We start from the raw sequence: 19,402 nt of genomic DNA on the forward strand, positions 1-19,402 counted from the left end.
CTTCGGTGACTCACCCTCGACGGAGACCGCCGAGCGGAACGCCCCGCCCGCCGGGGTCACTCGTCGAAGTTCCGTTCGACCAGTTCGGTGATACGACGCAGTGCGAGTTCGGCCTCCGGCCCCGTGGCCCGCAGCGAGATCCGGTCCCCCTTGCGGGCTCCCAGTCCCATGACACCGAGCACGCTCCGCGCGTCGGCGCTGTTCTCCCCGCAGGACACCGTCACCGCCGCTTCCACCCCCGTCAGCGTCCGCGCGAGCAACGCGGCGGGACGAGCGTGCAGCCCCACCTCGTTGGCGAGGATCAACTCGCTCTCGGCACGGTAGGCCTCCGGGGACAGTCCCTCGGTGGAGACCGCCTCCCCACCCTCCGGTTCCTCGGCCCCCGTGGCTCGTTCGGCGGCCTCAACCACCGCCTCCAGACCCTGCCCGCCCTGTGCCGCCACGGCGGCGGCGACGGCCCCCTCCACGAGAGGGGCCTCGGCCACCACTGCGGTGTTCGGGTCCGCCAGCGCCTCCACCGCCAGCTCCGCCGTCATCCGGGCGCTTCCCAGGTCGTAGAGCAGCACCACCCCGGATCCCGTGTCCGAGGCGGCCAGTGCCGCCGAGGTCGCCTCGAAGTCGGTGCCGGTCCCTCCTCCGGGAAGTCCTCCCGCCGCGTTGACCCGGACGTCCGGGGCCATCTGACCCACCACCTCGACGACCCCCTCGGAGAGGGAGGCGCTGTGGGAAACGACCACCAAACCGACCCGCATCACCGGTCTCCTCCCGTCTCGGCGAAGGCGTGCAACAACAGGGCCACACTGCGCGCCCCGGGATCGAGGTGACCGGCGCTGCGCTCCCCCAGGTAGGAGGCCCGTCCCTTCCTCGCCACCAGCGGGATCGTCTCCCGCGCCCCGGAGTCGGCGGCCGTGGCCGCCGAGCGCAGCACCCCGATGGGACCCGTCCCCTCGTCCGCGGTCCGCTCGGCGGCCTCCACGGCGACGGCGAGCGCGTCGACCATGGTCTTGTCCCCCCGTTCGGCCCTGCCCCGCGCCGTCACGCCGTCCAGCGCGGCCCGCAGCAGCGCGGCCACGGCGGCACCGTCGAGCGTCTCCCGTTCACCGGCGGCGGTCGCCGCCCGCAGGAAGGCGGTGCCGAAGAGCGGACCGGCGGCGCCTCCCACCGAGGAGATCAGACTCGTCGCCGTCGTCTTCAACACGGCCGCCGGAGTCCCCGGGCTGACGAGCCGGAGCTGGGTGTCCACGGCCAGGAAGCCACGCTCCATGTTCTCGCCGTGGTCACCGTCGCCGATGGCCCGGTCCAGTTCCACCAGCTCGTCCCGGTTCTCGGAGACCGCGCGGACGGCCGCGCGCATCGCCGCGATCACGTGCTGCGTCGTACAGACCATGGGCTGTGCCACCAATCTGATCGGTCCGCCGGTCGGAAAAGGGTCACCAGGTCAGCGCGGGAGTCCGCACCGGATCGTCCCACAGGCGCGTGAGTTCCTCGTCCAGTTTGAGCAGGGTGAGACTCATCCCCCGCATCTCCAGGCTCGTGACGTAGGGGCCGACGAGTCGGCGCGTGACCCGGACCCCCCGGTCCGCGAGCATCCGCTCCGCGATGCCGTGGGCCAGGTACAGCTCGCTGAGCGGCGTAGCTCCCATCGAGTTGGTGAACAGCAGCACCTGGTCCCCCTCCCGGAAGGGGAGGTCCTCCAGCACGGGTTCCAGCAGCCGTCGGACGATGCCGTCGGCGGACTCCAGGCCGACCCGTTCCCGACCCGGCTCACCGTGGATACCGATCCCGATCTCCATCTCCTCCTCGGCGAGGGTGAAGCTCGGTTCTCCGAGGTGGGGAACGGTCGGCGCGCTCAGCGCCACCCCCATCGAACGCACGTTCTCCGCGACCCGCTGGGCCGTGGCGTGGCAGTCGGCGAGGTCACGACCGCGTTCGGCGGCGGCCCCGATGATCTTCTCCAGCAGCACGGTTCCTCCGACCCCCCGGCGTCCCGCCGTGTCGGTCGAGTCCCGCACCGCCACGTCGTCCCGCACCACCACGGTGCGCACCCCGACGTCCTCGGCCTGCACCAGCTCGGCCGCCGTCTCGAAGTTCAGCACGTCGCCGGTGTAGTTCTTGACCACCAGCAGTGTTCCGGCGCCTCCGTCCGCCTCCCGCACGGCGGTCTGCACCGCATCCGGCGTGGGGGAGGTGAAAACCGGTCCGGGCACGGCCGCGTCCAGCATCCCGGTGCCGACGAAACCGACGTGGAGCGGCTCGTGACCCGACCCCCCTCCGGAGACCAGGGCCACCTTGTCCCGCACCGGGGAGTCGGACCGGGTCACGAAAGCCGGGTCGGTCCGCACCCAGAGCAGGTCGGGGTGGGCGGCCGCCATCCCGCGCAACGCGTCCACCACGACGTCGGCCGGATCGTTGATGATCTTCTTCACGGATGACCTCCTCGACGGCGAGACCACGGCAGCCGGATTCGGTGGGGCCGGTCCCGCACCGGAACGGCGGTCCGCGCGGGGCTCACCGAAAGCATTCCAGGGGAAGACCCCGCGCGAAACCGGCACGCCGGTCCACCGGAGACCGGATCCCGCCGACTCCGCGCGTCCGCCCCGGGGAGATCACCCGGGTGTCACCGCACAGCCGGGGCGCGACCCCGCTCAGCGGCGTCCCCGCAGCAGCCGCATCAACGCCACGAGACGCCGCACGGTCCGGGGGGAACGGCCGAAGCTCATCGGATTGAGCGGCATCCGGAAGCGGGCCCGCGTCACCGCCTGGGGTCTGCCGAACTCACGCAGCCCCTCGGCACCGTGGATACGTCCGAAGCCGGAGTCGCCCACCCCGCCGAACGGCAGGGCGGGGACCGCGGCGAAGGCGATCACCGAGTTCACCGCCACCATCCCGCTGCGCATCCTGCGGGCGAGTTCCAGCCCGCGCGCCCGGGAGAACACGGTTCCGCCCAGCCCGTACCTGCCGGCGTTGGCCCGGGCTATCCCCTCGTCGGCGGTGCGCACTCTGTTGATCACGATCGTGGGGCCGAAGGTCTCCTCGGTCACCGCCGGGGAGTCCTCGGGGACGTCGGTCAGCACCACGGGATCGACGAAGGGCGGACGCACCGAGTCGGTGCCGCCGACGACGGCGGTTCCTCCCCTCCGGACGGCGTCGGCGATGTGCTCGCGGATCACCTCGACCTGGGAACCCATCGTGATCGGCCCCAGGTCGGCCGTGGGCTGCCCGCCGGGACGCAACCGTTCCGCACGGTCGGCGACCAACTGGACGAACCTGTCGGCCACCGAGTCGACGACGTAGACCCGTTCCACACCGATGCAGGTCTGTCCCGCGTTGGACACCGCGCCCCACAGTGCCGCCTCAGCGGCGGCGTGCAGGTCGGCGTCCGAGTCGACGATCAGCGCGTCCTTGCCCCCGCACTCCACCAGCACCGGGGTCAACGACTCGGAACAGGCCGCCATGACCCGCTTCCCGGTCTCGGTGGAGCCGGTGAAGGCCACCTTGTCCACGTGGGCACGGCACAGCGCCGCCCCCGTGTCCCCGAATCCGGTGACCACCTGGAACAGGGGGTGTTCCGGAACCACCTCGGCGAAGGTCCGCCGCAGCCACTCCCCCACACCGGGGGTCAGCTCACTGGGTTTGAAGACCACCGCGTTGCCGGCGGCCAGGGCGTAGGCGATCGAACCCATGGGGGTGAACGCCGGGTAGTTCCAGGGGCCGATGACCCCGACGACGCCGAAGGGGCGGTACTCCACCGAAGCGGCCTGGTTGGCCATGAGCACCCCGGAGGACACGCCGCGTCGACCGAGGACCTTGGCGGCGTTGGCCGCCGCCCAGTGGAGGTGGTCGACGACCAGCACCAGTTCCAGGCGGGCGTCGTCGAGCGGCTTGCCGGTCTCGGCCGAGACCAGCTCCGCCCCCTCGTCCAGGCGGGAGACCAGCACTCTGCGCCAGGCGTCCAGACGTCGCTTCCTGCCCGCGAAACCCAGCTCGTCCCACCACTGCTGTCCGGAACGGGCCAGGCGCACCGCCTCCCGGACGGCGGACTCGTCGTGGATCGGGTGAGTACCGACCACCTCCCCCGTTCTCGGGTCGAGCGAGTCGAAACTGCCCGTGGTCGGCGTCACCTCCGACGTGGCCGTCACGTCGACGGACGTCTCGGCACCGCCACTGGCGGTCTGGGTCATGCTGCCTCCCCGGATGCTGGTTCACCGGTCGCGATCACACCGGCACGCGGCCAGCGCCCGCTTCCGCGTGCCGACACTGCTGACCTCCGCGTGGTACACACACAGGTCTCACGGAGGCCAACGAGTCACCGGTCGCACGGTTGCGCCCCGCCGGGAACCGGTCCTCCTCCATCGTCCCCCGCTCCGGTGGCAGACGGTACTCCCCGCCGGGCTCAGGGTTCCGGTGTCCCGGTCTCGGTGGGCACCACGATCGGACGGAGCCTGGCCCAGGCCGCGAACGCCGCGGAGAACACGAGCATGCCCACACCGCTCCACAGGTTGATGTTGATCCCGGCCGCGCGGTCGATCTCCTCCGCGCTGGTCCCGAACAGCCCCATCAGCGTGCAGACCACGCCGTAGAGCACGAACAGGGCCGCGATGACCAGGCGGACGTCGAACGCCGCCGCACGGCGCCCCCCGGTGTCCTTGTCTTGGCTCATGACTGCCTCCAGGATGCGGTGAACACGGGTCATCCGAACACGATGTTGAGGAGCACGACCATCACCAGCACGATTCCCGCGAGCACGCCGGGCCTGCGGTACCAGCCCGCGTCCTCACCGGTGGTGGAGGCGGTGCGGTCCTCCTTCGGGGTCAGCCCGTAGACCAGCCCGACCAGCTCGGCGGCCGGCTTGGGACGGGTGACCGTGCTGACGGCGACGCTGACCGCGATGTCGACCACGAACGCCGCACCGGCTCCGAGGAAGCTTGCTCCCTGGCCGGGCAGTTCGAGCACGCCGTTCTCGGCGAGCAGGAACACGGTCAACGAGGCGCCCGTGCCGGTCACGAGGCCGAGCCATCCCGCCGTGGGGGTCATGCGCCTCCAGAACATGCCCAGGATGAAGGTCGCGAACAGCGGGGCGTTGAACAGTGAGAACAACTGTTGCAGGTAGTCCATCAGGTTCGAGTACCCCGAGGCGATGAAGGCCGTGCCCACGGCGGCGGCCGTCGCCCCGAGGGTCACCCACCGCCCCATCCGCAGGTAGTAGCCGTCCGAACGTCCGGGGACCACATAGGACTGCCAGATGTCGTAGGTGAACACGGTGTTGAACGAGCTCAGGTTGGCCGCCATCCCGGCCATGAAGGAGGCCAGCAGACCGGCGAGGGCGATCCCCAGCATCCCGTTCGGCAGCAGGTCGCGCATCAACAGCAGCAGGGCGTCGTTGTAGTCCACATCGCCCGTGCCCCGCTGCTTGAACACCGTCATCTCCTGCACCGAGACGGCGGCGATCATGCCGGGGATGATGACCAGGAACGGAATCAGCATCTTCGGGAAGGCACCGATGATCGGTGTCCGTTGGGCCGCCGACATGCTCTTGGAGGCCATGGCGCGTTGGACCTCCACGAAGTTGGTGGTCCAGTAGCCGAAGGCGAGCACGAAGCCGAGACCGAACACGATGCCCAGCACGGACAGGAAGTTGCTGCCGAAACCGGTGAGTTCGTTGCCGGGCCAGGCCGAGAGCTCGTTGGCCCCGGACTGGGTGGTGACCTTGTCCACCAGACCGCTCCAGCCGCCGACCTTGGCCAGTCCCACCACGGTCAGCGGCAGCAGGGCGGCCACGATGACGAAGAACTGCAACACCTCGTTGTAGATGGCCGCCGAGAGCCCGCCGAGTCCCGTGTAGCTGAGCACGATCGCCGCGGCGACGATGACCGAGACCCACAGTGGCCAGCCGAGCAGCACGTTGACGATGCTGGCCAGCAGGAAGAGGTTGACTCCGGCGATCAGCAGCTGCGCGGCCGCGAAACTGAGGGCGTTGACCAGGTGCGCCGGTTTGCCGAACCGACGCAGCATGAACTCGGGGACGCTGCGCACCTTGGAGCCGTAGTAGAACGGCATCATCACCACGCCGAGGAACAGCATCGCCGGAATGGCGCCGATCCAGAAGTAGTGCATGGTCGGCATCCCGTACTGGGCTCCGTTGGCGGACATCCCGATGATCTCGATCGCCCCCAGGTTGGCGGCGATGAACGCCAGGCCGGTCACCCAGGCGGGCAGCGAACGTCCCGACAGGAAGAAGTCCAGGCTGGTCGAGACAGAGCGGCGCGCCAGGTAGCCGATGCCGAGCACGAACACGAAGTAGAGCGCGAGCAGCAGGTAGTCGACCGGCCCTGCGTCCAGTCGCAGCTGCTCCTGGGCTAACGCGTGCACGTCGGCCCCACCTCCAAGTCAACAATCCCAAACGGTAATCACCAGCTGCAAAAGCAAGCGAACAATACCGCACAGTGGGACGAGTCACACAGGGCCGATATCACTTCGTTGAACTCGCGGGTGGGAGCGATTAAGCGTGCTCGCCGCCCCGGCACGACTTCCTCGTTCCCGGGACGGACCACCTGCCGCCGCGTCCTCCGCCTCGCCTCTCCGCGGCACGACACGGCCAGTAGCGGAGGCCTCCGCCACAACCGCCGAACGAGCCTCTTTCGGTGCGATCTCTTCACCCGAAAGGTGCAGCGATTCGCTCACTTCTATCGCCGGGCCGATCAACACGCATAGCATTCGAACGAACACGGGAGGTGATGACATGGACGTGGCGGAAATACTGGCACTGCTCGCGGCGAGCCTGTTCGTGGGGCCGTGGCTGCTGGCACGCAGACTCGCGAACCCGAACCGCGGAAACGTGTCCCGTGGCTGACCGACCGGGGACCGCCGCACACGACCGTTCGGAACGCACTGCGGCACGTCCCACCGGTGACCACGGTTCGAAGGCAGGAGACAAGCCCGTGAACGGACGGAGTTCCCGACTGGCCGTACTGCTGATCCTCTGCCCGTGGACGCTGGAGGTGGCCGCCCACGAACCCGGATCCGGCCGACTGTCCACATCCGAACGTCGCGAGCCGGCCACGGCCCCGACCGAACTGGCGCGGGCTCCGCACGAACCCGGCGGGACACGGCAATCACAGGAGGACTCCACCCGCACCGAGGGTGAACGCGACCGCATCAGGGAGGGAGTGCACGCGTGACCGCTCCACCGCTTCCCCGCACGGCTCCATCGCGCAGGCCGTCCCCCAGGTCGGGCAACTACCTGCTCGCCTTCAGTGGCGAACTCGGCAGGCCCCTCGGCAGTGACAGCGGCACGGGCCTCGCCGCGACGGCGGCCACCTGGCCAAGCCCCGACCTGACCCTGCTCACCCGCGTGTTGGAAGGGCTGCGCAGAAGCAGGGACTCCCACTGCCGCGCGGAGAACCGCTGCCCCGGTCCTCGCCCCCGAGGACGCGGCAGTCGCTGAACCACGTCCCCCGAGGACTCCGGGAACTCGGGGGCCGGTCGGGAGACCCGCCCCGGAGGTTGCGTCACCGGGTCGAAAAGCGGTTCAGAACAGCCGGTACTCGTCCGGATCGATACCGCGCAGCTGCTCGTAGTCCAGGGTCACGCACCGGATCCCGCGGTCCTCGGCCAGGGTACGTGCCTGTTGTTTGATCTGCTGGGCAGCGAACACCCCGCTCACCGGAGCCAACAGCGGGTCCCGGTTGAGCAGGTCGAGATAGCGGGTCAGCTGCTCGACGCCGTCGATCTCGCCGCGACGTTTGATCTCGACCGCGACGTTCGCTCCGTCGGCGTCCCGACACATCAGGTCCACCGGCCCGATCGGAGTCGGATACTCACGGCGCACCAGTGTCCACCCTTCACCCAGAGTGGTGACGTGTTCGGCCAGCAGCTGTTGCAGATGCGACTCCACGCCGTCCTTGACCAGCCCGGGCTCCGGGCCCAACTCGTAGTGGGAGTCGTGCACGATCTCCTTGAGGGAAATGATCAGCTTCTCCCCCGACTTGTTCTGCACCGTCCACACGTCGGGGTCCTCTATCAACCAGCAGGGCGGGCTCATCCAGTTCAACGGCTTGTACGCCCTGTCGTCGGAGTGCACCGAGACCGAACCGTCGGCCTTGATCAACAAAAGCCTGGTGGCCAGCGGCAGATGGGCGTTCAGCCTGCCGATGTAGTCGACCTTGCAGGTAGCGATTACGAGACGCACCCGACAGAGCGTAAACGCACGTCCCACCGATATCGACAACCGCCTGCCGGAAGTGTCGCACCCCGCCCCTGGAGCCACCGGCCGCCCCGGCCGCGCGCACCGGAACCGCCCCCACGGGTATACCCTGCCGTTCCGGCAGGCCGCCCACCACCCCGTCCGAAAGAAAACCGAACCACCATGGAAACGATCGACAGCAGAGAGGTCTACCGGAACCCGTGGATGAGGGTCCGGGAGGACGCGATCCGCCGAGCCGACGGGTCGGACGGAGTCTACGGAGTGGTGGACAAACCGGACTACGCGCTGATCATCCCCGTGGAGGGGGCCGACGGTTCCCCGCGGAACCAACGGGTCCGACTCGTGGAGCAGTACCGGTATCCGCTGGGTATGCGACGCTGGGAGTTCCCCCAGGGCACCGCTCCGGACGGGGAGACGGCGGACCCGCTGGCGCTGGCCGGGCGGGAGCTCCGGGAGGAGACCGGGCTGCGTGCCGCGCGGATGACCGAGCTGGGCGTGCTCGACGTGGCCGCGGGAGTGTCCAGCCAACGGGGACGTGTTTTCCTCGCCACCGGGCTCACCTCCGGCCTCCCCGAACGGGAACCCGAAGAACAGGACATGCGCTCGGCCTGGTTCGACCGTGTCGAGGTCGAGGGCATGATCGAACGCGGCGAGATGACCGACGCGCAGTCCCTCGCCGCCTACGCGCTGCTGCTGGTGCACGAACGCCGCGGCGGACGGGCGGAGTGACCCCGGCCGGAGCCCCGCCCGCCCCGTGCCCGAGCGTCCCCGGAAACGAGTGCGTCGACCACGTCGCTAGGACCGGGCTCCCGTCGCGAGCAGTCCCAGGGCGGCCACCACCGTCACCACTTCGGCCGCCCCGGCCAGTAACTGCGGCACCCCGGCCGCGACCTCGTGCGAGCCGAACAGACCGACCGTGACCGCCAACACGAACGCCAGCAGGGTCAGCACACCGAATCCCACGGCCCCGAGCGGGGGCAACCAGTGCTTCCAGCTGAGCAGCACCAACGCCAGCACCAGACCGGCCACCGCGTTGAGCAGGAAGAGCGGCCCGATGACGGGCACTCCGCTCACGCCCTGGGCCCACAGGTCGAGGTGCACCACAGCGGACAGGAGCAGGCCCGCCGCCGTCAGCCCGCGGAGCAGCTCGGCGGCGACGTGCCTTCCCCCACCCGAAAGGTTCGTACTCATCCGTCCTCTCCTTGGCCTCGTGTCGACCGAAGGCCGGCGGAACCGGCCACGAACGAACGTCGGGAGACTTCCGTGTCGGTATTGTCCGAGAATGCGGAGTCCTGGTGGAACGACCTGCCCGGCCCGATCCGGGGCGGAACACCACAGCCGGCGCGGGCCGGCCGTTCCTGCGACCGTCAGGACCCCGAACCAACAACCACGTGATCCGCCCGGGAGGACATCATGAGTGCCGAGCCACCGGTGACCCGACGACACGCCCTGGCCGTGGGAGGAGTCGGAGTGGGTGCCGCGATGCTGTCCGGATGTTCCGACGGGTCGTACCAGGGTTCGGAACTGACCTCCGAGGAGCGCCCCTCGGACGGCGACACCCCACGGGAGGGGGAACGGCTGGCCGCGTTGACGGAGGTGCCGGTGGGCGGTTCACTCGTCGTCGACGGCCCGGAGGGGGAGAAGATCGCCCTGAGTCGCCCGAACGAGGACGAGGTGACGGCACACAGCGCTGTGTGCACCCACATGCGGTGCACGGTGCGCGCGGCGGGGAACGAACTGCGGTGTCCCTGCCACGGTTCGGTGTTCGAATCGGCCTCCGGCGAGGTGGTCAGCGGCCCGGCCCGGAAACCACTGCCGTCCGTGGCGGTCCGCGTCGAGTCCGGTGAGATCGTCACCGGCGGTTCCTGACACACCTCACCGGGAGGTTTGCCGGTGGGGAGGCCGCACACCGCGCGGGCACTGTCCGCCGAGAACTCCCTTCGGACCTCCCCAGCCGGGAAACGACTCCTCAGATCCCGAATTCGCCCTGACGTACTCCGTCGGCGAAGGCCTCCATCTCGGCACGCGTGAACTCGAGCACGGGACCGTGCGGATCCCGCGAGTTCCGCACGCCGAAGGTGTCGCCTATACGCGCCACCTCCACGCACTCCGTGCCCTCGACGCTGGAGGCGTTCGCCTTGCGAAACGTGGTCTGGGACCAGTCCAGGGACATACTCCACTCCTCACGATCGGCGGCGGTGCGGACACGGCGACCGCACCGCCGCAACGTCCGCGGACCCGCTTGCCCGAGGGGAGGAACGCCGTGCCGGGGAACACGGTGTTGCCTGCGCACACTCGCGGGACTTCGGGTCCGTCCACGTGGTTGTCCCACCCCGGGAGAACACGGGCGAGGAGGGCGCTCCGGAGGAACACCGGGCACGGCAGGGGTCCGTACGCCGTGCCCACCCGCCTCACCGCCTTCGGAGGGGCGGCGACAGCCACCTCGTGATCATCAACCACACGAGGTCGCACACTCAACGGGTTCGGTCGAGCACCACACGTAAGTGTGGCGCACCGAATCCGGGCGAAGAGGACGCCGTCTCCACCTGCGGGGAGACCGCCGGAGCGCTCAGTCGGACACGCGCTCGATCTCCGCTCCCAGCCCGCGCAGCTGCTCCACGAAGTCCGGGTAGCCGCGATCGATGTGGAAGACATCCCACACCTCGGTGACACCGTCCGCGCACAACCCGGCCAGGACAAGCCCCACACCGGCCCGGATGTCCGAGGCCCAGACGGGAGCGCTGGACAGGCGTTCCTGCCCCCGAACCACGGCGTGGTGACCGTCGGTGCGCGCGTCGGCCCCCATGCGGACCAGTTCCTCGATGAAGCGGAACCGCGACTCGAAGAGGTTCTCGGTGATCATCGAGGTTCCGTCGGCGACGGCCGACAGCGCCAGGGCCATCGGTTGGAGATCGGTGGGAAACCCCGGGTAGGGAAGTGTCACGTAGTCGATCGCGCTGGGACGCGCACGCATCACCACCCGGAAGTTGTCCTCGCCGGTGGAGATCTCGGCGCCCGCGCCGCGCAGTTTCTCCAGCACGAGATTGACGTGCTGCGGATCCACCCCGTGCACCGTCACGTCCCCCCGGGTGGCCGCCGCGGCGAACGCCCAGGTGGCGGCGACGATCCGGTCGCCGATCACCTGGTGACGCACCGGTTCGAGCGAGCAGACCCCGTGGACGGTCAGCGTGGAGGTCCCCGCCCCCTCGATCTTGGCCCCCATCTGCTGCAACATCACGCACAGGTCGACGATCTCCGGCTCGCGCGCGGCGTTGTCGATGACGGTGGTTCCGTCGGCCAGTACCGAGGCCATCAGGATGTTCTCGGTGGCGCCGACACTCGGGAAGTCCAGCCAGATCTGCGCCCCGTGCAGGTTCTCCGCCTCCGCCACCACGGCACCGTGCTCGATGTGGCTGTGAGCACCCAGCTGACGCAGCCCGCTCTGGTGCATGTCCAACGGGCGGGAGCCGATGGCGTCACCACCGGGCAGCGTCACCACCGCCCGGCGACAACGGGCCACCAGCGGCCCGAGCACGCACACCGAGGCACGCAGCCTGCCCATGTGGGCGGAGACCGCCTCGTGGCTGATCTCGGAGGGTGTGGTGATCGTGGTCGTCGCTCCGTCGATCTCGACGGAGCAGCCGAGACTGCGCAGCACGTCGGCCATCAACGGGACGTCCAGGATCTCCGGGCAGTTCGTGATGGTCGTGGTGCCCTCGGTCAGCAGGGAGGCAGCCATCAACTTCAACACGCTGTTCTTCGCGCCGACCACGCCGACCTCGCCGACGAGACGGGCGCCGCCGTGTACCCGGAAATGTTCACTCACGGACAGCCAGGTTACGGCTGCGGTGCGATTGCTCTCCGGGTGGGGCTCGTCGGGAGCCCTCCGGGTTCCGGCACCACGGCCCCCGCCGGGGCCCCACTCCCCGGAGTCCCGGGAAGGAGACACCGGACGTGCTCACCGTCACGACACCGCCCCGCGAGCCGACGGAGGAGGCATAGGGTTGTGGTCATGAGCGTGCATCTGACCAAGATCTACACCCGCACCGGGGACGGCGGGACCACTCGCCTGTCGGACAACTCCGTGGTGCACAAGTCCGACGCCAGGATCGGCGCCTACGCCGACGTGGACGAGACGAACTCGGTGATCGGCGTCGCCCTGGCCACGGCGAACCTCGACGCCGACGTCCACGACGTCCTGCGTTCGGTGCAGAACGACCTGTTCGACGTCGGTGCCGACCTGGCCACCCCGGTGGTCGAGGCTCCGGAGTACCCCCCGCTGCGGGTGACCCAGGACTACGTCGACCAGCTCGAAAGCTGGTGCGACGAGTACAACGAGCGGTTGGGGAAGCTGAACTCGTTCATCCTGCCCGGCGGGACTCCTGGCGGAGCGTTGTTGCACCAGGCGCGTTGTGTCGCCCGACGCGCCGAACGTTCGGCATGGGCGCTGATCGACGAGGACCCCGACAACACCAACGAGCTGCCGGCCAAGTACCTGAACCGACTGTCCGACCTGCTGTTCATCCTCGCCCGGATCGCCAATCCGAACGGTGACGTGCTCTGGCGGCCGGGTGAGCGTTCCTGAGTCGAGCCCGCCGGACTCACGCGTGGGCGGTTTCCCGGCGACACGACGACGCGCGGGAAACCGGCGCCCGTGTTCCCGTCGCCGCTCCGGCGGGGTTCACCAGTACGTCGAATCCACCAGTTCCTTGGCGAAACACCTGCTGTCCGGTTCGTCGGCGAAGACCCCGAACTTCGGTATCTCGCGGTAACCGGCGCTCTCGTAGAGTCCGATCGCCTCGGGCTGGCGCAGACCGGTTTCCAACACCATGCGCTTGCGTCCGGCCTGGGCGGCCCGCCTTTCCAGTTCCCCCAGTATCGCGCGTGCGCAGCCGAGCCCCCGGGCCGCGGGCACCACGTACATCCGTTTGATCTCGGCGTCGCCGTCCTCCAGCCCGACCACGTCGGAGTCCCGTGCCCGCCAGCCTCCCGTGGCCACCGGAGAACCGTCGCGGTAGCCCAGCAGGAAGACCCCGTGGGGCGGCAGGAACTCGGAGGCACTCAACGGGGTGACGTCCGGTCCGCCGTAGCGGACGACGTACTCCTGCTGCACCTGCTCGATCAGGTCGGCGGCATCCGGATGGTCGTAAGCGACTGCCTCGATACGCACCCGATCATTCTAGAAAAGCCCCGACGGCCCCCTCGTCCGCACACCGGTTGGCGGGGCGTGCGCCGTCATCGGGCCCACGGGGCGACACTGCTCGGCGGGGAGGACTCCAGCCAGGACAGGAAACCCGTCAGCGCGTCGCTTCCCATGGCCACCTCGATGTCCTCCTCCGGTCTGCCGAGATGCAGCACCAGAGATCCGGCGGGCATCGTGTAGGCCTCCGCCGTGGTGGGACGACGTCGGTCGGTGATCGCTATGGTGCTCCGGTTGAGTATCCAGTCGGGTCCGGAACGCAGACTCAGTGCCCGGTACCAGACGAACTCCTCACCCTGGTAGCGGGCCACTCCCAGATGCCAGCCCCGGCCGGGTTCGCTCCGGTGCACCCGGAGAGCCACCTCGATCCCCCCGGCCCGGAGCCTGCGCAGCCGTCGACGCGCGAGCAGCATGCCGCCGAGCACGAGGAGCACGGCGACGACTGCCAGCACGAGCAGGGCGGCGATCACCACGACCGAGGCGCTCATCGACGACCTGTGTCAGACGGAGTACCCTGCCACTCGCAGTCGCGACCGGGCACGGACCCTGGCCTGTTCATCATCCCCCTCGGCATCGCGCCGCGCCGCGGCGACGTCGATCTCCTGGGCCAGTTCGGCGGACTCCGCGAGAACGCTGACCACACCGTCGGAGACCGAGAGGAACCCGCCGTGCACGGCGGCCGTGACGGTCTCGTGCTCCGGCGTCGAGATCTTGACGACACCCCCCTCGACCAGCTGGCCGAGCATCGGCTCGTGCCTGGGCATAATGCCGATTACACCTTCGGTCGTCTGGGCCACCACGCTGGTCGCCTTACCGGACCACAAGCGGCGCTCCACGGCGACCAGCTCGACGGACATCTCGGCCACGCGTGTCTCCTTTGTCGGTGTGTCGTCGTAGTCTATCCGATGGATCGGGCACGTCCGAATTCCGGCACACGGGCGAACCGGCGTTCACCACTGAAGCGGGTGCCGGAATCCTTGCCGAATTCCGGCACCCGTGTCCACCCGCTTCGGGCGAAATCACTCCTGCGTGTACTTCTCGTAGGCCTGCTGCAGGTCCTCGAGACCACCGATGGACAGGAACGCCTGCTCGGGGTAGTGGTCGAACTCGCCGTTGCAGAGCTTGTCGAAGGCCTCGATGGTCTCCTTCAGGGGGACGAAGGAGCCCTCCTGGCCGGTGAACTGCTTGGCGACGAAGAAGTTCTGCGACAGGTAACGCTCGATCCGGCGGGCCCGGTTGACCGTGACCTTGTCCTCCTCGGACAGCTCGTCCATACCCAGGATGGCGATGATGTCCTGCAGCTCCTTGTACTTCTGCAGGATCTGCTTGACCTGCTGGGCGACCCGGTAGTGCTCCTCGCCGACGATCCTGGGCTCCAGGATGTTGGAGGTGGACGTCAGCGGGTCCACCGCCGGGTAGATCCCCTTCTGCGCGATGGAACGAGCCATCTCCGTGGTCGCGTCCAGGTGGGCGAAGGTGGTCGCCGGCGCCGGGTCGGTGTAGTCGTCGGCGGGCACGTAGACCGCCTGCATGGAGGTGATCGAACGCCCCCGCGTGGAGGTGATCCGCTCCTGCAGCGCACCCATCTCGTCGGCCAACGTCGGCTGGTAACCGACGGCGGAGGGCATCCGGCCCAGCAGGGTGGAGACCTCCTGACCGGCCTGGGTGAACCGGAAGACGTTGTCGACGAACAGCAGCACGTCCTGGTTCTGCACGTCGCGGAAGTACTCCGCCATCGTCAACGCCGACAGCCCGACCCGCATACGGGTCCCCGGCGGCTCGTCCATCTGGCCGAACACGAGGGCGGTGTTGTCCAGCGCGCCGGACTCCGCCATCTCCACCCAGAGGTCGTTGCCCTCACGGGTACGCTCGCCCACACCGGCGAAGACCGAGGTGCCGCCGAAGTTCCTGGCGACACGGCGGATCATCTCCTGGATGAGCACCGTCTTGCCCACACCGGCACCGGCGAAGAGACCGATCTTGCCGCCCTGCACGTAGGGCGTGAGCAGGTCGATGACCTTGATGCCGGTCTCCAGCATCTGGGTCTTGCCCTCGAGCTGGTCGAAGGACGGCGGGTTGCGGTGGATGCTCCACCGCTCCGCGTCGGCGGCGTGGCCCGGCTCGTCCAGGCAGTGGCCGAGCGCGTTGAACACGTGTCCCTTGACCTCGTCACCGACGGGCACGGAGATCGGTGCTCCGCTGTCGGTGACCGGGGCGCCGCGTACGAGGCCTTGGGTGGGCTGCATCGAGATGGCACGTACCACGTTGTCACCGAGGTGCTGGGCCACCTCCAGGGTGACGGTGTTGCTCATCCCCGTGACCGTGATCTCCACGGACAGCGCGTTGTTCAGGTCCGGCACGTGGTCGCGGGGGAACTCGACGTCCACCACCGGGCCGAGGACCCGGACGACGCGACCGGTGCCAGTAGCAGTGCTAGTGGCAGTTGCAGTCATGTCACTCACTTCCCGCAGACGAGAGCGCCTCGACACCGCCGACGATCTCGCTGATTTCCTGGGTGATCTGGGCCTGGCGAGCACGGTTGGCCTCGCGGCTGAGGTTCTGCACGATCTCGTCCGCGTTGTCCGTGGCCGACTTCATCGCGGTTCGGCGTGCCGCGTGCTCGGACGCCGCCGAATCCAACAGTCCGGCGAACAGGCGAGTGTTGATGTACTTCGGCAGCAGTGCCCGGAACAGGGTCTCGGCGTCCGGCTCGAAGTCGTAGGCCGGACGCAGCCCCTCGGACTCGGTGTACTCCACTTCCAGCGGAGCGACCCGCCTGATGACCGGCTTCTGGGAGAGCATCGAGACGAACTCGGTGTGCACGAGATGGATCTCGTCCACGGCCAGCGTGTGCTCGTCCGTGCTGCCCTCCCGCTTGGCCTCCTCGGTGCCCTGCATGAACGCCTTCACCAGGGTCTCGCCCACCTCCGCCGCGTTGGCGTAGTCCGGGCGGTCGGTGAAACCGCTCCAGCTCTGCGTGATTTCCCGGTTACGGAACCGATAGTACGCCTCACCCTTGCGGCCGATCACGTACAGCAACGGGGTCTTGCCCTGCTGCCGCAGCGTGTTCTGCAGTTCCTCGGCCGCGCGGATCACGTTGGCGTTGTAGGCGCCGCAGAAACCGCGATCACTGGTCACCACGAGCACCGCGGAGCGCTTGGAGTTGTCCCGCTCGGTCAGCAGTGGGTGATCGAGCGGACTGGCATCGGCCAGTGCGGTCAGCACCCTGGTGATCTCCTCGGCGTACGGCCTGGAGGCCTCGACCCTCGCCTGCGCCTTCATGATGCGCGAGGTGGCGATGAGCTCCTGCGCCTTGGTGATCTTCCGGGTCGACTGCACCGACCGGATGCGGTTGCGTAGTTCGCGAAGCTGTGCCATGGCTATCCGGTCACTTCTCGCTGTCCCCGGAGGCGGGGCGGTTGACCTTCACCGTCTCCTGCTCGACCTCGTCGGCACCGACGGTGCCCACTTCCTCGTGCTGCGGCAGCACCGTGCCGCCCTCGGAGGTGGTGAACTGCTTCTTGAACTCCGCGACGGCGTCCTCGATGGCCTGCGTACCGTCGTCGGAGAGCTTCCCGCTCTCGACGATGTCCTTGAGCACGGTGCTCTGGTTGCGCCGCATGTGCGCCAGGAACTCCGACTCGAAGCGACGGACGTCGTTGGTGGGCACGTCGTCCAGGTGGCCCTTGGTGCCCAGGTAGAGCGAGATCACCTCCTCCTCGACGGGGAACGGCACTCCCTCGCCCTGCTTGAGGACCTCCATCAGGCGGGCACCGCGGTCCAGCTGCGCCTTGGAGGCGGCGTCCAGGTCCGAGGCGAACGCGGAGAAGGCCTCCAGCTCACGGTACTGCGCCAGCTCGATCTTCAACGAACCGGTGACGCTCTTCATGGCCTTGATCTGGGCCGAACCACCGACACGGGAGACCGAGGTACCGACGTCGATGGCGGGGCGCTGCCCGGAGTTGAACAGGTCGGACTGCAGGAAGCACTGCCCGTCGGTGATGGAGATGACGTTGGTGGGGATGTAGGCCGAGACGTCGTTGGCCTTGGTCTCGATGATCGGAAGACCGGTCATCGAACCGCCACCCTGGTCGTCGGAGAGCTTCGCGCAACGCTCCAACAGGCGGGAGTGCAGGTAGAAGACGTCACCCGGGTAGGCCTCACGCCCCGGGGGACGCCGCAACAGCAGCGAGAGGGCGCGGTAGGCCTCGGCCTGCTTGGTCAGGTCGTCGAAGACGATGAGCACGTGCTTGCCCTGCCACATCCAGTGCTGGCCGAGGGCGGAACCGGCGTAGGGGGCCAGCCACTTCAGACCGGGCGAGTCCGCCGCCGGAGCGGCCACGATGGTGGTGTACTCCATCGCCCCGGCCTCCTCGAGGGCACGCTGCGTGCCCGCGATGGTGGAGCCCTTCTGGCCGATGGCAACGTAGATGCAGCGCACCTGCTTGTTCGGGTCGCCGCTGTCCCAGTTGCTCTTCTGGTTGATGATCGTGTCAGTGGCGATCGTGGTCTTGCCGGTCTTGCGGTCCCCGATGATCAGCTGCCGCTGGCCACGACCGATCGGCGTCATCGAGTCGATGGCCTTGATACCGGTCTGCAACGGCTCGCTCACGCCCTGGCGCTGCACGACCGAGGCGGCCTGCAACTCCAGCTCACGCTGTGTCTCCGGCTCGATGTCACCGAGGCCGTCGAGGGGCTCGCCCACCGGGTTGACCACGCGGCCGAGGAAGTTGTCGCCGACCGGCACGGACATCACCTTGCCGGTGCGCCTGACCTCCTGGCCCTCCTCGATCTGGTCGGCTTGACCGAGGATGACAGCACCGATCGACTGAGCCTCAAGGTTCATCGCGACGCCGTAGACGCCGCCGGGGAACTCCAGCAGTTCCTCGGTCATGACCGAAGGCAGACCCTCGACATGGGCGATGCCGTCACCGGTGTCCGTGACGACCCCGACCTCCTCGCGGCTGACCTCGGGGGAGTAGCTGGAGACGTACTTCTCGATCGCACTGCGGATCTCGTCCGACGAGATCGTCAGCTCCGCCATGTCTCGTTCCTGCTCTCGCTTGGTTCTGTGGAAAAAGGGTCCGGCCTCGTCCGTTCGGCGGGTGCGCCCGCACCCGTCAGTCGGAGAGGTCGCGCCGCAATGCCTGCAGCCGTCCGGACGTGCTGCCGTCGATGACTTCCTCACCGACCCGAATGACCAGTCCGCCACCGATGTCGGGGTCCACCTCCAGGTGTACCGCGATCGGTCGTGCGTAGATGCGCTGCAGCGTGTTGGCCAACCGCTCCTGTTGCTGCTCATTGAGCGCGACCGCCGAACGAACGTGGGCGACCGAGCGTTCCCTGCGCTTGGCGGAGAGCTCGGCCAGTTCCTCCAGCGCCTCACTGAGGTGCCGGCCCGGCGACCTTTCGACCAACTGCCGCACCAGGCGTTCGGTCACGTCCTCGACCTTGCCGCCAACAAGCTGTCCGATGACGGCTCCCTTACCGGCGGCATCGGCCGTGGGATCCGACAGCAACCGCTCCAGCTCGGGTTGACCGCCGATGATGCGGCCCAGCCGGAACAGCTCGTCCTCCACCGCGTCCAGCCTGCCCGCCCGTTCCGCCTGGACCAGCAGCGCGATACGGGCGAGCCGTTCGAGGCCGTGCACCAGATCGCTCGGGTGCGACCAGCGAACTCCAGCCGCTTCGAGCACCACCGGCAGGCAGCGGGCGCCGATACGGTCACCCAGCAACTCACGAACCAGGCTCTGCCTGGATTCCGCCGGGGTGGCGGCGTCGGCGAGAGCGCGCCGGAGAACGGACTCGCCGCGCAACAGCGCGGCGACCCCGAACAACTCGTCGGCGAGCCCGGTGATCTCCGCGGGTCCGGCCCCGTCAGTGGCCTGCAACAACTGCAGCTCACTGGCGGCCAGTGCATCGCGACTCGCGGCGTTCACGAGGGTGCTCAAGTCTGCACGCCTTTCTCTCCTGGGCCCATCACTGAAATCCCTTCGACC

General features: G+C 68.7%; 22 protein-coding genes. 5 read left to right on the plus strand and 17 right to left on the minus strand.

The window, feature by feature from the left end; translation table 11 throughout:
* Positions 1-56: 56 nt before the first annotated feature.
* The 6 genes from dhaM to CEP50_RS04495 all read right to left on the minus strand — a co-directional run bounded on the left by dhaM (position 57) and on the right by CEP50_RS04495 (position 6,369).
* The gene (gene dhaM / locus CEP50_RS04470; RefSeq protein WP_106112644.1) at positions 57-752 is read right to left on the minus strand and encodes a dihydroxyacetone kinase phosphoryl donor subunit DhaM; all 696 of its coding nucleotides are present in this window, start codon (positions 750-752) and stop codon (positions 57-59) included.
* The gene (gene dhaL, locus CEP50_RS04475) at positions 752-1,387 is read right to left on the minus strand and encodes a dihydroxyacetone kinase subunit DhaL (RefSeq protein ID WP_106112645.1); all 636 of its coding nucleotides are present in this window, start codon (positions 1,385-1,387) and stop codon (positions 752-754) included. The genes dhaM and dhaL overlap by 1 nt, the downstream gene beginning before the upstream one ends.
* A gap of 43 nt (positions 1,388-1,430) precedes the next feature.
* A complete protein-coding gene (gene dhaK / locus CEP50_RS04480) occupies positions 1,431-2,426 on the minus strand; it encodes a dihydroxyacetone kinase subunit DhaK (RefSeq protein WP_106112646.1) in 996 nt (331 codons plus the stop codon).
* 219 nt (positions 2,427-2,645) lie between these two features.
* The gene (locus CEP50_RS04485) at positions 2,646-4,181 is read right to left on the minus strand and encodes an aldehyde dehydrogenase family protein (protein WP_106112647.1); all 1,536 of its coding nucleotides are present in this window, start codon (positions 4,179-4,181) and stop codon (positions 2,646-2,648) included.
* 212 nt (positions 4,182-4,393) lie between these two features.
* On the minus strand, positions 4,394-4,660 hold the full coding sequence (locus CEP50_RS04490; RefSeq protein ID WP_106112648.1) for a hypothetical protein: 267 nt from the start codon (positions 4,658-4,660) through the stop codon (positions 4,394-4,396).
* Between the two features lie 29 nt (positions 4,661-4,689).
* On the minus strand, positions 4,690-6,369 hold the full coding sequence (locus CEP50_RS04495; RefSeq protein ID WP_106112649.1) for a sodium:solute symporter family protein: 1,680 nt from the start codon (positions 6,367-6,369) through the stop codon (positions 4,690-4,692).
* A 569-nt stretch (positions 6,370-6,938) separates the two neighbouring features.
* On the opposite strand from CEP50_RS04495, the gene CEP50_RS04500 reads away from it, so the two are divergent.
* Together CEP50_RS04500 and CEP50_RS19775 are read left to right on the plus strand one after the other, a co-directional pair.
* Complete coding sequence (locus CEP50_RS04500; RefSeq protein ID WP_146134736.1) at positions 6,939-7,178, plus strand: hypothetical protein; 240 nt, start codon at positions 6,939-6,941, stop codon at positions 7,176-7,178.
* Positions 7,175-7,444 (plus strand): hypothetical protein, encoded by a 270-nt coding sequence (locus tag CEP50_RS19775; protein ID WP_146134737.1) that lies wholly within the window; start codon positions 7,175-7,177, stop codon positions 7,442-7,444. The genes CEP50_RS04500 and CEP50_RS19775 overlap by 4 nt, the downstream gene beginning before the upstream one ends.
* Before the next feature lie 84 nt (positions 7,445-7,528).
* Here the strand turns inward: CEP50_RS19775 and nucS are convergent, their stop codons facing one another.
* Positions 7,529-8,188: an endonuclease NucS gene (gene nucS, locus CEP50_RS04505; RefSeq protein ID WP_106112651.1), complete on the minus strand. Its 660-nt coding sequence runs from the start codon at positions 8,186-8,188 to the stop codon at positions 7,529-7,531.
* Positions 8,189-8,365: 177 nt separating this feature from the next.
* On the opposite strand from nucS, the gene CEP50_RS04510 reads away from it, so the two are divergent.
* Complete coding sequence (locus CEP50_RS04510) at positions 8,366-8,932, plus strand: NUDIX domain-containing protein (RefSeq protein ID WP_106112652.1); 567 nt, start codon at positions 8,366-8,368, stop codon at positions 8,930-8,932.
* Between the two features lie 66 nt (positions 8,933-8,998).
* Here the strand turns inward: CEP50_RS04510 and CEP50_RS04515 are convergent, their stop codons facing one another.
* On the minus strand, positions 8,999-9,394 hold the full coding sequence (locus CEP50_RS04515; protein ID WP_106112653.1) for a hypothetical protein: 396 nt from the start codon (positions 9,392-9,394) through the stop codon (positions 8,999-9,001).
* Between the two features lie 222 nt (positions 9,395-9,616).
* On the opposite strand from CEP50_RS04515, the gene CEP50_RS04520 reads away from it, so the two are divergent.
* Positions 9,617-10,072 (plus strand): Rieske (2Fe-2S) protein, encoded by a 456-nt coding sequence (locus CEP50_RS04520; protein ID WP_106112654.1) that lies wholly within the window; start codon positions 9,617-9,619, stop codon positions 10,070-10,072.
* A 100-nt stretch (positions 10,073-10,172) separates the two neighbouring features.
* Here CEP50_RS04520 and CEP50_RS04525 read toward each other — a convergent pair whose 3' ends face one another.
* Together CEP50_RS04525 and murA are read right to left on the minus strand one after the other, a co-directional pair.
* Positions 10,173-10,376, minus strand: a complete 204-nt coding sequence (locus CEP50_RS04525; protein ID WP_106112655.1) for a DUF397 domain-containing protein — start codon at positions 10,374-10,376, stop codon at positions 10,173-10,175.
* Positions 10,377-10,772: 396 nt separating this feature from the next.
* The gene (gene murA / locus CEP50_RS04530) at positions 10,773-12,029 is read right to left on the minus strand and encodes a UDP-N-acetylglucosamine 1-carboxyvinyltransferase (RefSeq protein ID WP_106112656.1); all 1,257 of its coding nucleotides are present in this window, start codon (positions 12,027-12,029) and stop codon (positions 10,773-10,775) included.
* A gap of 186 nt (positions 12,030-12,215) precedes the next feature.
* On the opposite strand from murA, the gene CEP50_RS04535 reads away from it, so the two are divergent.
* On the plus strand, positions 12,216-12,788 hold the full coding sequence (locus CEP50_RS04535; RefSeq protein ID WP_106112737.1) for a cob(I)yrinic acid a,c-diamide adenosyltransferase: 573 nt from the start codon (positions 12,216-12,218) through the stop codon (positions 12,786-12,788).
* A gap of 96 nt (positions 12,789-12,884) precedes the next feature.
* Here CEP50_RS04535 and CEP50_RS04540 read toward each other — a convergent pair whose 3' ends face one another.
* The 7 genes from CEP50_RS04540 to CEP50_RS04570 form a co-directional block, all read right to left on the minus strand.
* The gene (locus CEP50_RS04540) at positions 12,885-13,373 is read right to left on the minus strand and encodes a GNAT family N-acetyltransferase (protein ID WP_106112657.1); all 489 of its coding nucleotides are present in this window, start codon (positions 13,371-13,373) and stop codon (positions 12,885-12,887) included.
* 65 nt (positions 13,374-13,438) lie between these two features.
* Complete coding sequence (locus tag CEP50_RS04545) at positions 13,439-13,891, minus strand: DUF2550 domain-containing protein (RefSeq protein WP_106112658.1); 453 nt, start codon at positions 13,889-13,891, stop codon at positions 13,439-13,441.
* Between the two features lie 12 nt (positions 13,892-13,903).
* Complete coding sequence (locus CEP50_RS04550; protein WP_106112659.1) at positions 13,904-14,269, minus strand: F0F1 ATP synthase subunit epsilon; 366 nt, start codon at positions 14,267-14,269, stop codon at positions 13,904-13,906.
* 153 nt (positions 14,270-14,422) lie between these two features.
* Positions 14,423-15,856: a F0F1 ATP synthase subunit beta gene (atpD, locus tag CEP50_RS04555; protein WP_106112660.1), complete on the minus strand. Its 1,434-nt coding sequence runs from the start codon at positions 15,854-15,856 to the stop codon at positions 14,423-14,425.
* Between the two features lies 1 nt (position 15,857).
* A complete protein-coding gene (locus CEP50_RS04560; protein ID WP_106112661.1) occupies positions 15,858-16,781 on the minus strand; it encodes a F0F1 ATP synthase subunit gamma in 924 nt (307 codons plus the stop codon).
* Positions 16,782-16,791: 10 nt separating this feature from the next.
* Positions 16,792-18,447, minus strand: a complete 1,656-nt coding sequence (atpA, locus tag CEP50_RS04565) for a F0F1 ATP synthase subunit alpha (RefSeq protein WP_106112662.1) — start codon at positions 18,445-18,447, stop codon at positions 16,792-16,794.
* Between the two features lie 76 nt (positions 18,448-18,523).
* Complete coding sequence (locus CEP50_RS04570; protein ID WP_106112663.1) at positions 18,524-19,354, minus strand: F0F1 ATP synthase subunit delta; 831 nt, start codon at positions 19,352-19,354, stop codon at positions 18,524-18,526.
* Positions 19,355-19,402 lie beyond the last annotated feature (48 nt).

The organism is Actinopolyspora mortivallis, from assembly GCF_003001495.1.
In the GTDB taxonomy this organism is placed as follows: Bacteria; Actinomycetota; Actinomycetes; order Mycobacteriales; family Pseudonocardiaceae; genus Actinopolyspora; species Actinopolyspora mortivallis_A.

Bases quoted from the DNA above. Each gene is read 5' to 3' on its own strand.
- CEP50_RS04525 (WP_106112655.1), bottom strand. From the start codon at position 10,376: ATGTCCCTGGACTGGTCCCAGACCACGTTTCGCAAGGCGAACGCCTCC.
- CEP50_RS04520 (WP_106112654.1), top strand. From the start codon at position 9,617: ATGAGTGCCGAGCCACCGGTGACCCGACGACACGCCCTGGCCGTGGGA.
- CEP50_RS04545 (WP_106112658.1), bottom strand. From the start codon at position 13,891: ATGAGCGCCTCGGTCGTGGTGATCGCCGCCCTGCTCGTGCTGGCAGTC.
- CEP50_RS04490 (WP_106112648.1), bottom strand. From the start codon at position 4,660: ATGAGCCAAGACAAGGACACCGGGGGGCGCCGTGCGGCGGCGTTCGAC.
- CEP50_RS04560 (WP_106112661.1), bottom strand. From the start codon at position 16,781: ATGGCACAGCTTCGCGAACTACGCAACCGCATCCGGTCGGTGCAGTCG.
- atpD (WP_106112660.1), bottom strand. From the start codon at position 15,856: ATGACTGCAACTGCCACTAGCACTGCTACTGGCACCGGTCGCGTCGTC.
- CEP50_RS04535 (WP_106112737.1), top strand. From the start codon at position 12,216: ATGAGCGTGCATCTGACCAAGATCTACACCCGCACCGGGGACGGCGGG.
- atpA (WP_106112662.1), bottom strand. From the start codon at position 18,447: ATGGCGGAGCTGACGATCTCGTCGGACGAGATCCGCAGTGCGATCGAG.
- CEP50_RS04515 (WP_106112653.1), bottom strand. From the start codon at position 9,394: ATGAGTACGAACCTTTCGGGTGGGGGAAGGCACGTCGCCGCCGAGCTG.
- CEP50_RS04510 (WP_106112652.1), top strand. From the start codon at position 8,366: ATGGAAACGATCGACAGCAGAGAGGTCTACCGGAACCCGTGGATGAGG.
- dhaL (WP_106112645.1), bottom strand. From the start codon at position 1,387: ATGGTCTGTACGACGCAGCACGTGATCGCGGCGATGCGCGCGGCCGTC.
- dhaM (WP_106112644.1), bottom strand. From the start codon at position 752: ATGCGGGTCGGTTTGGTGGTCGTTTCCCACAGCGCCTCCCTCTCCGAG.
- CEP50_RS04485 (WP_106112647.1), bottom strand. From the start codon at position 4,181: ATGACCCAGACCGCCAGTGGCGGTGCCGAGACGTCCGTCGACGTGACG.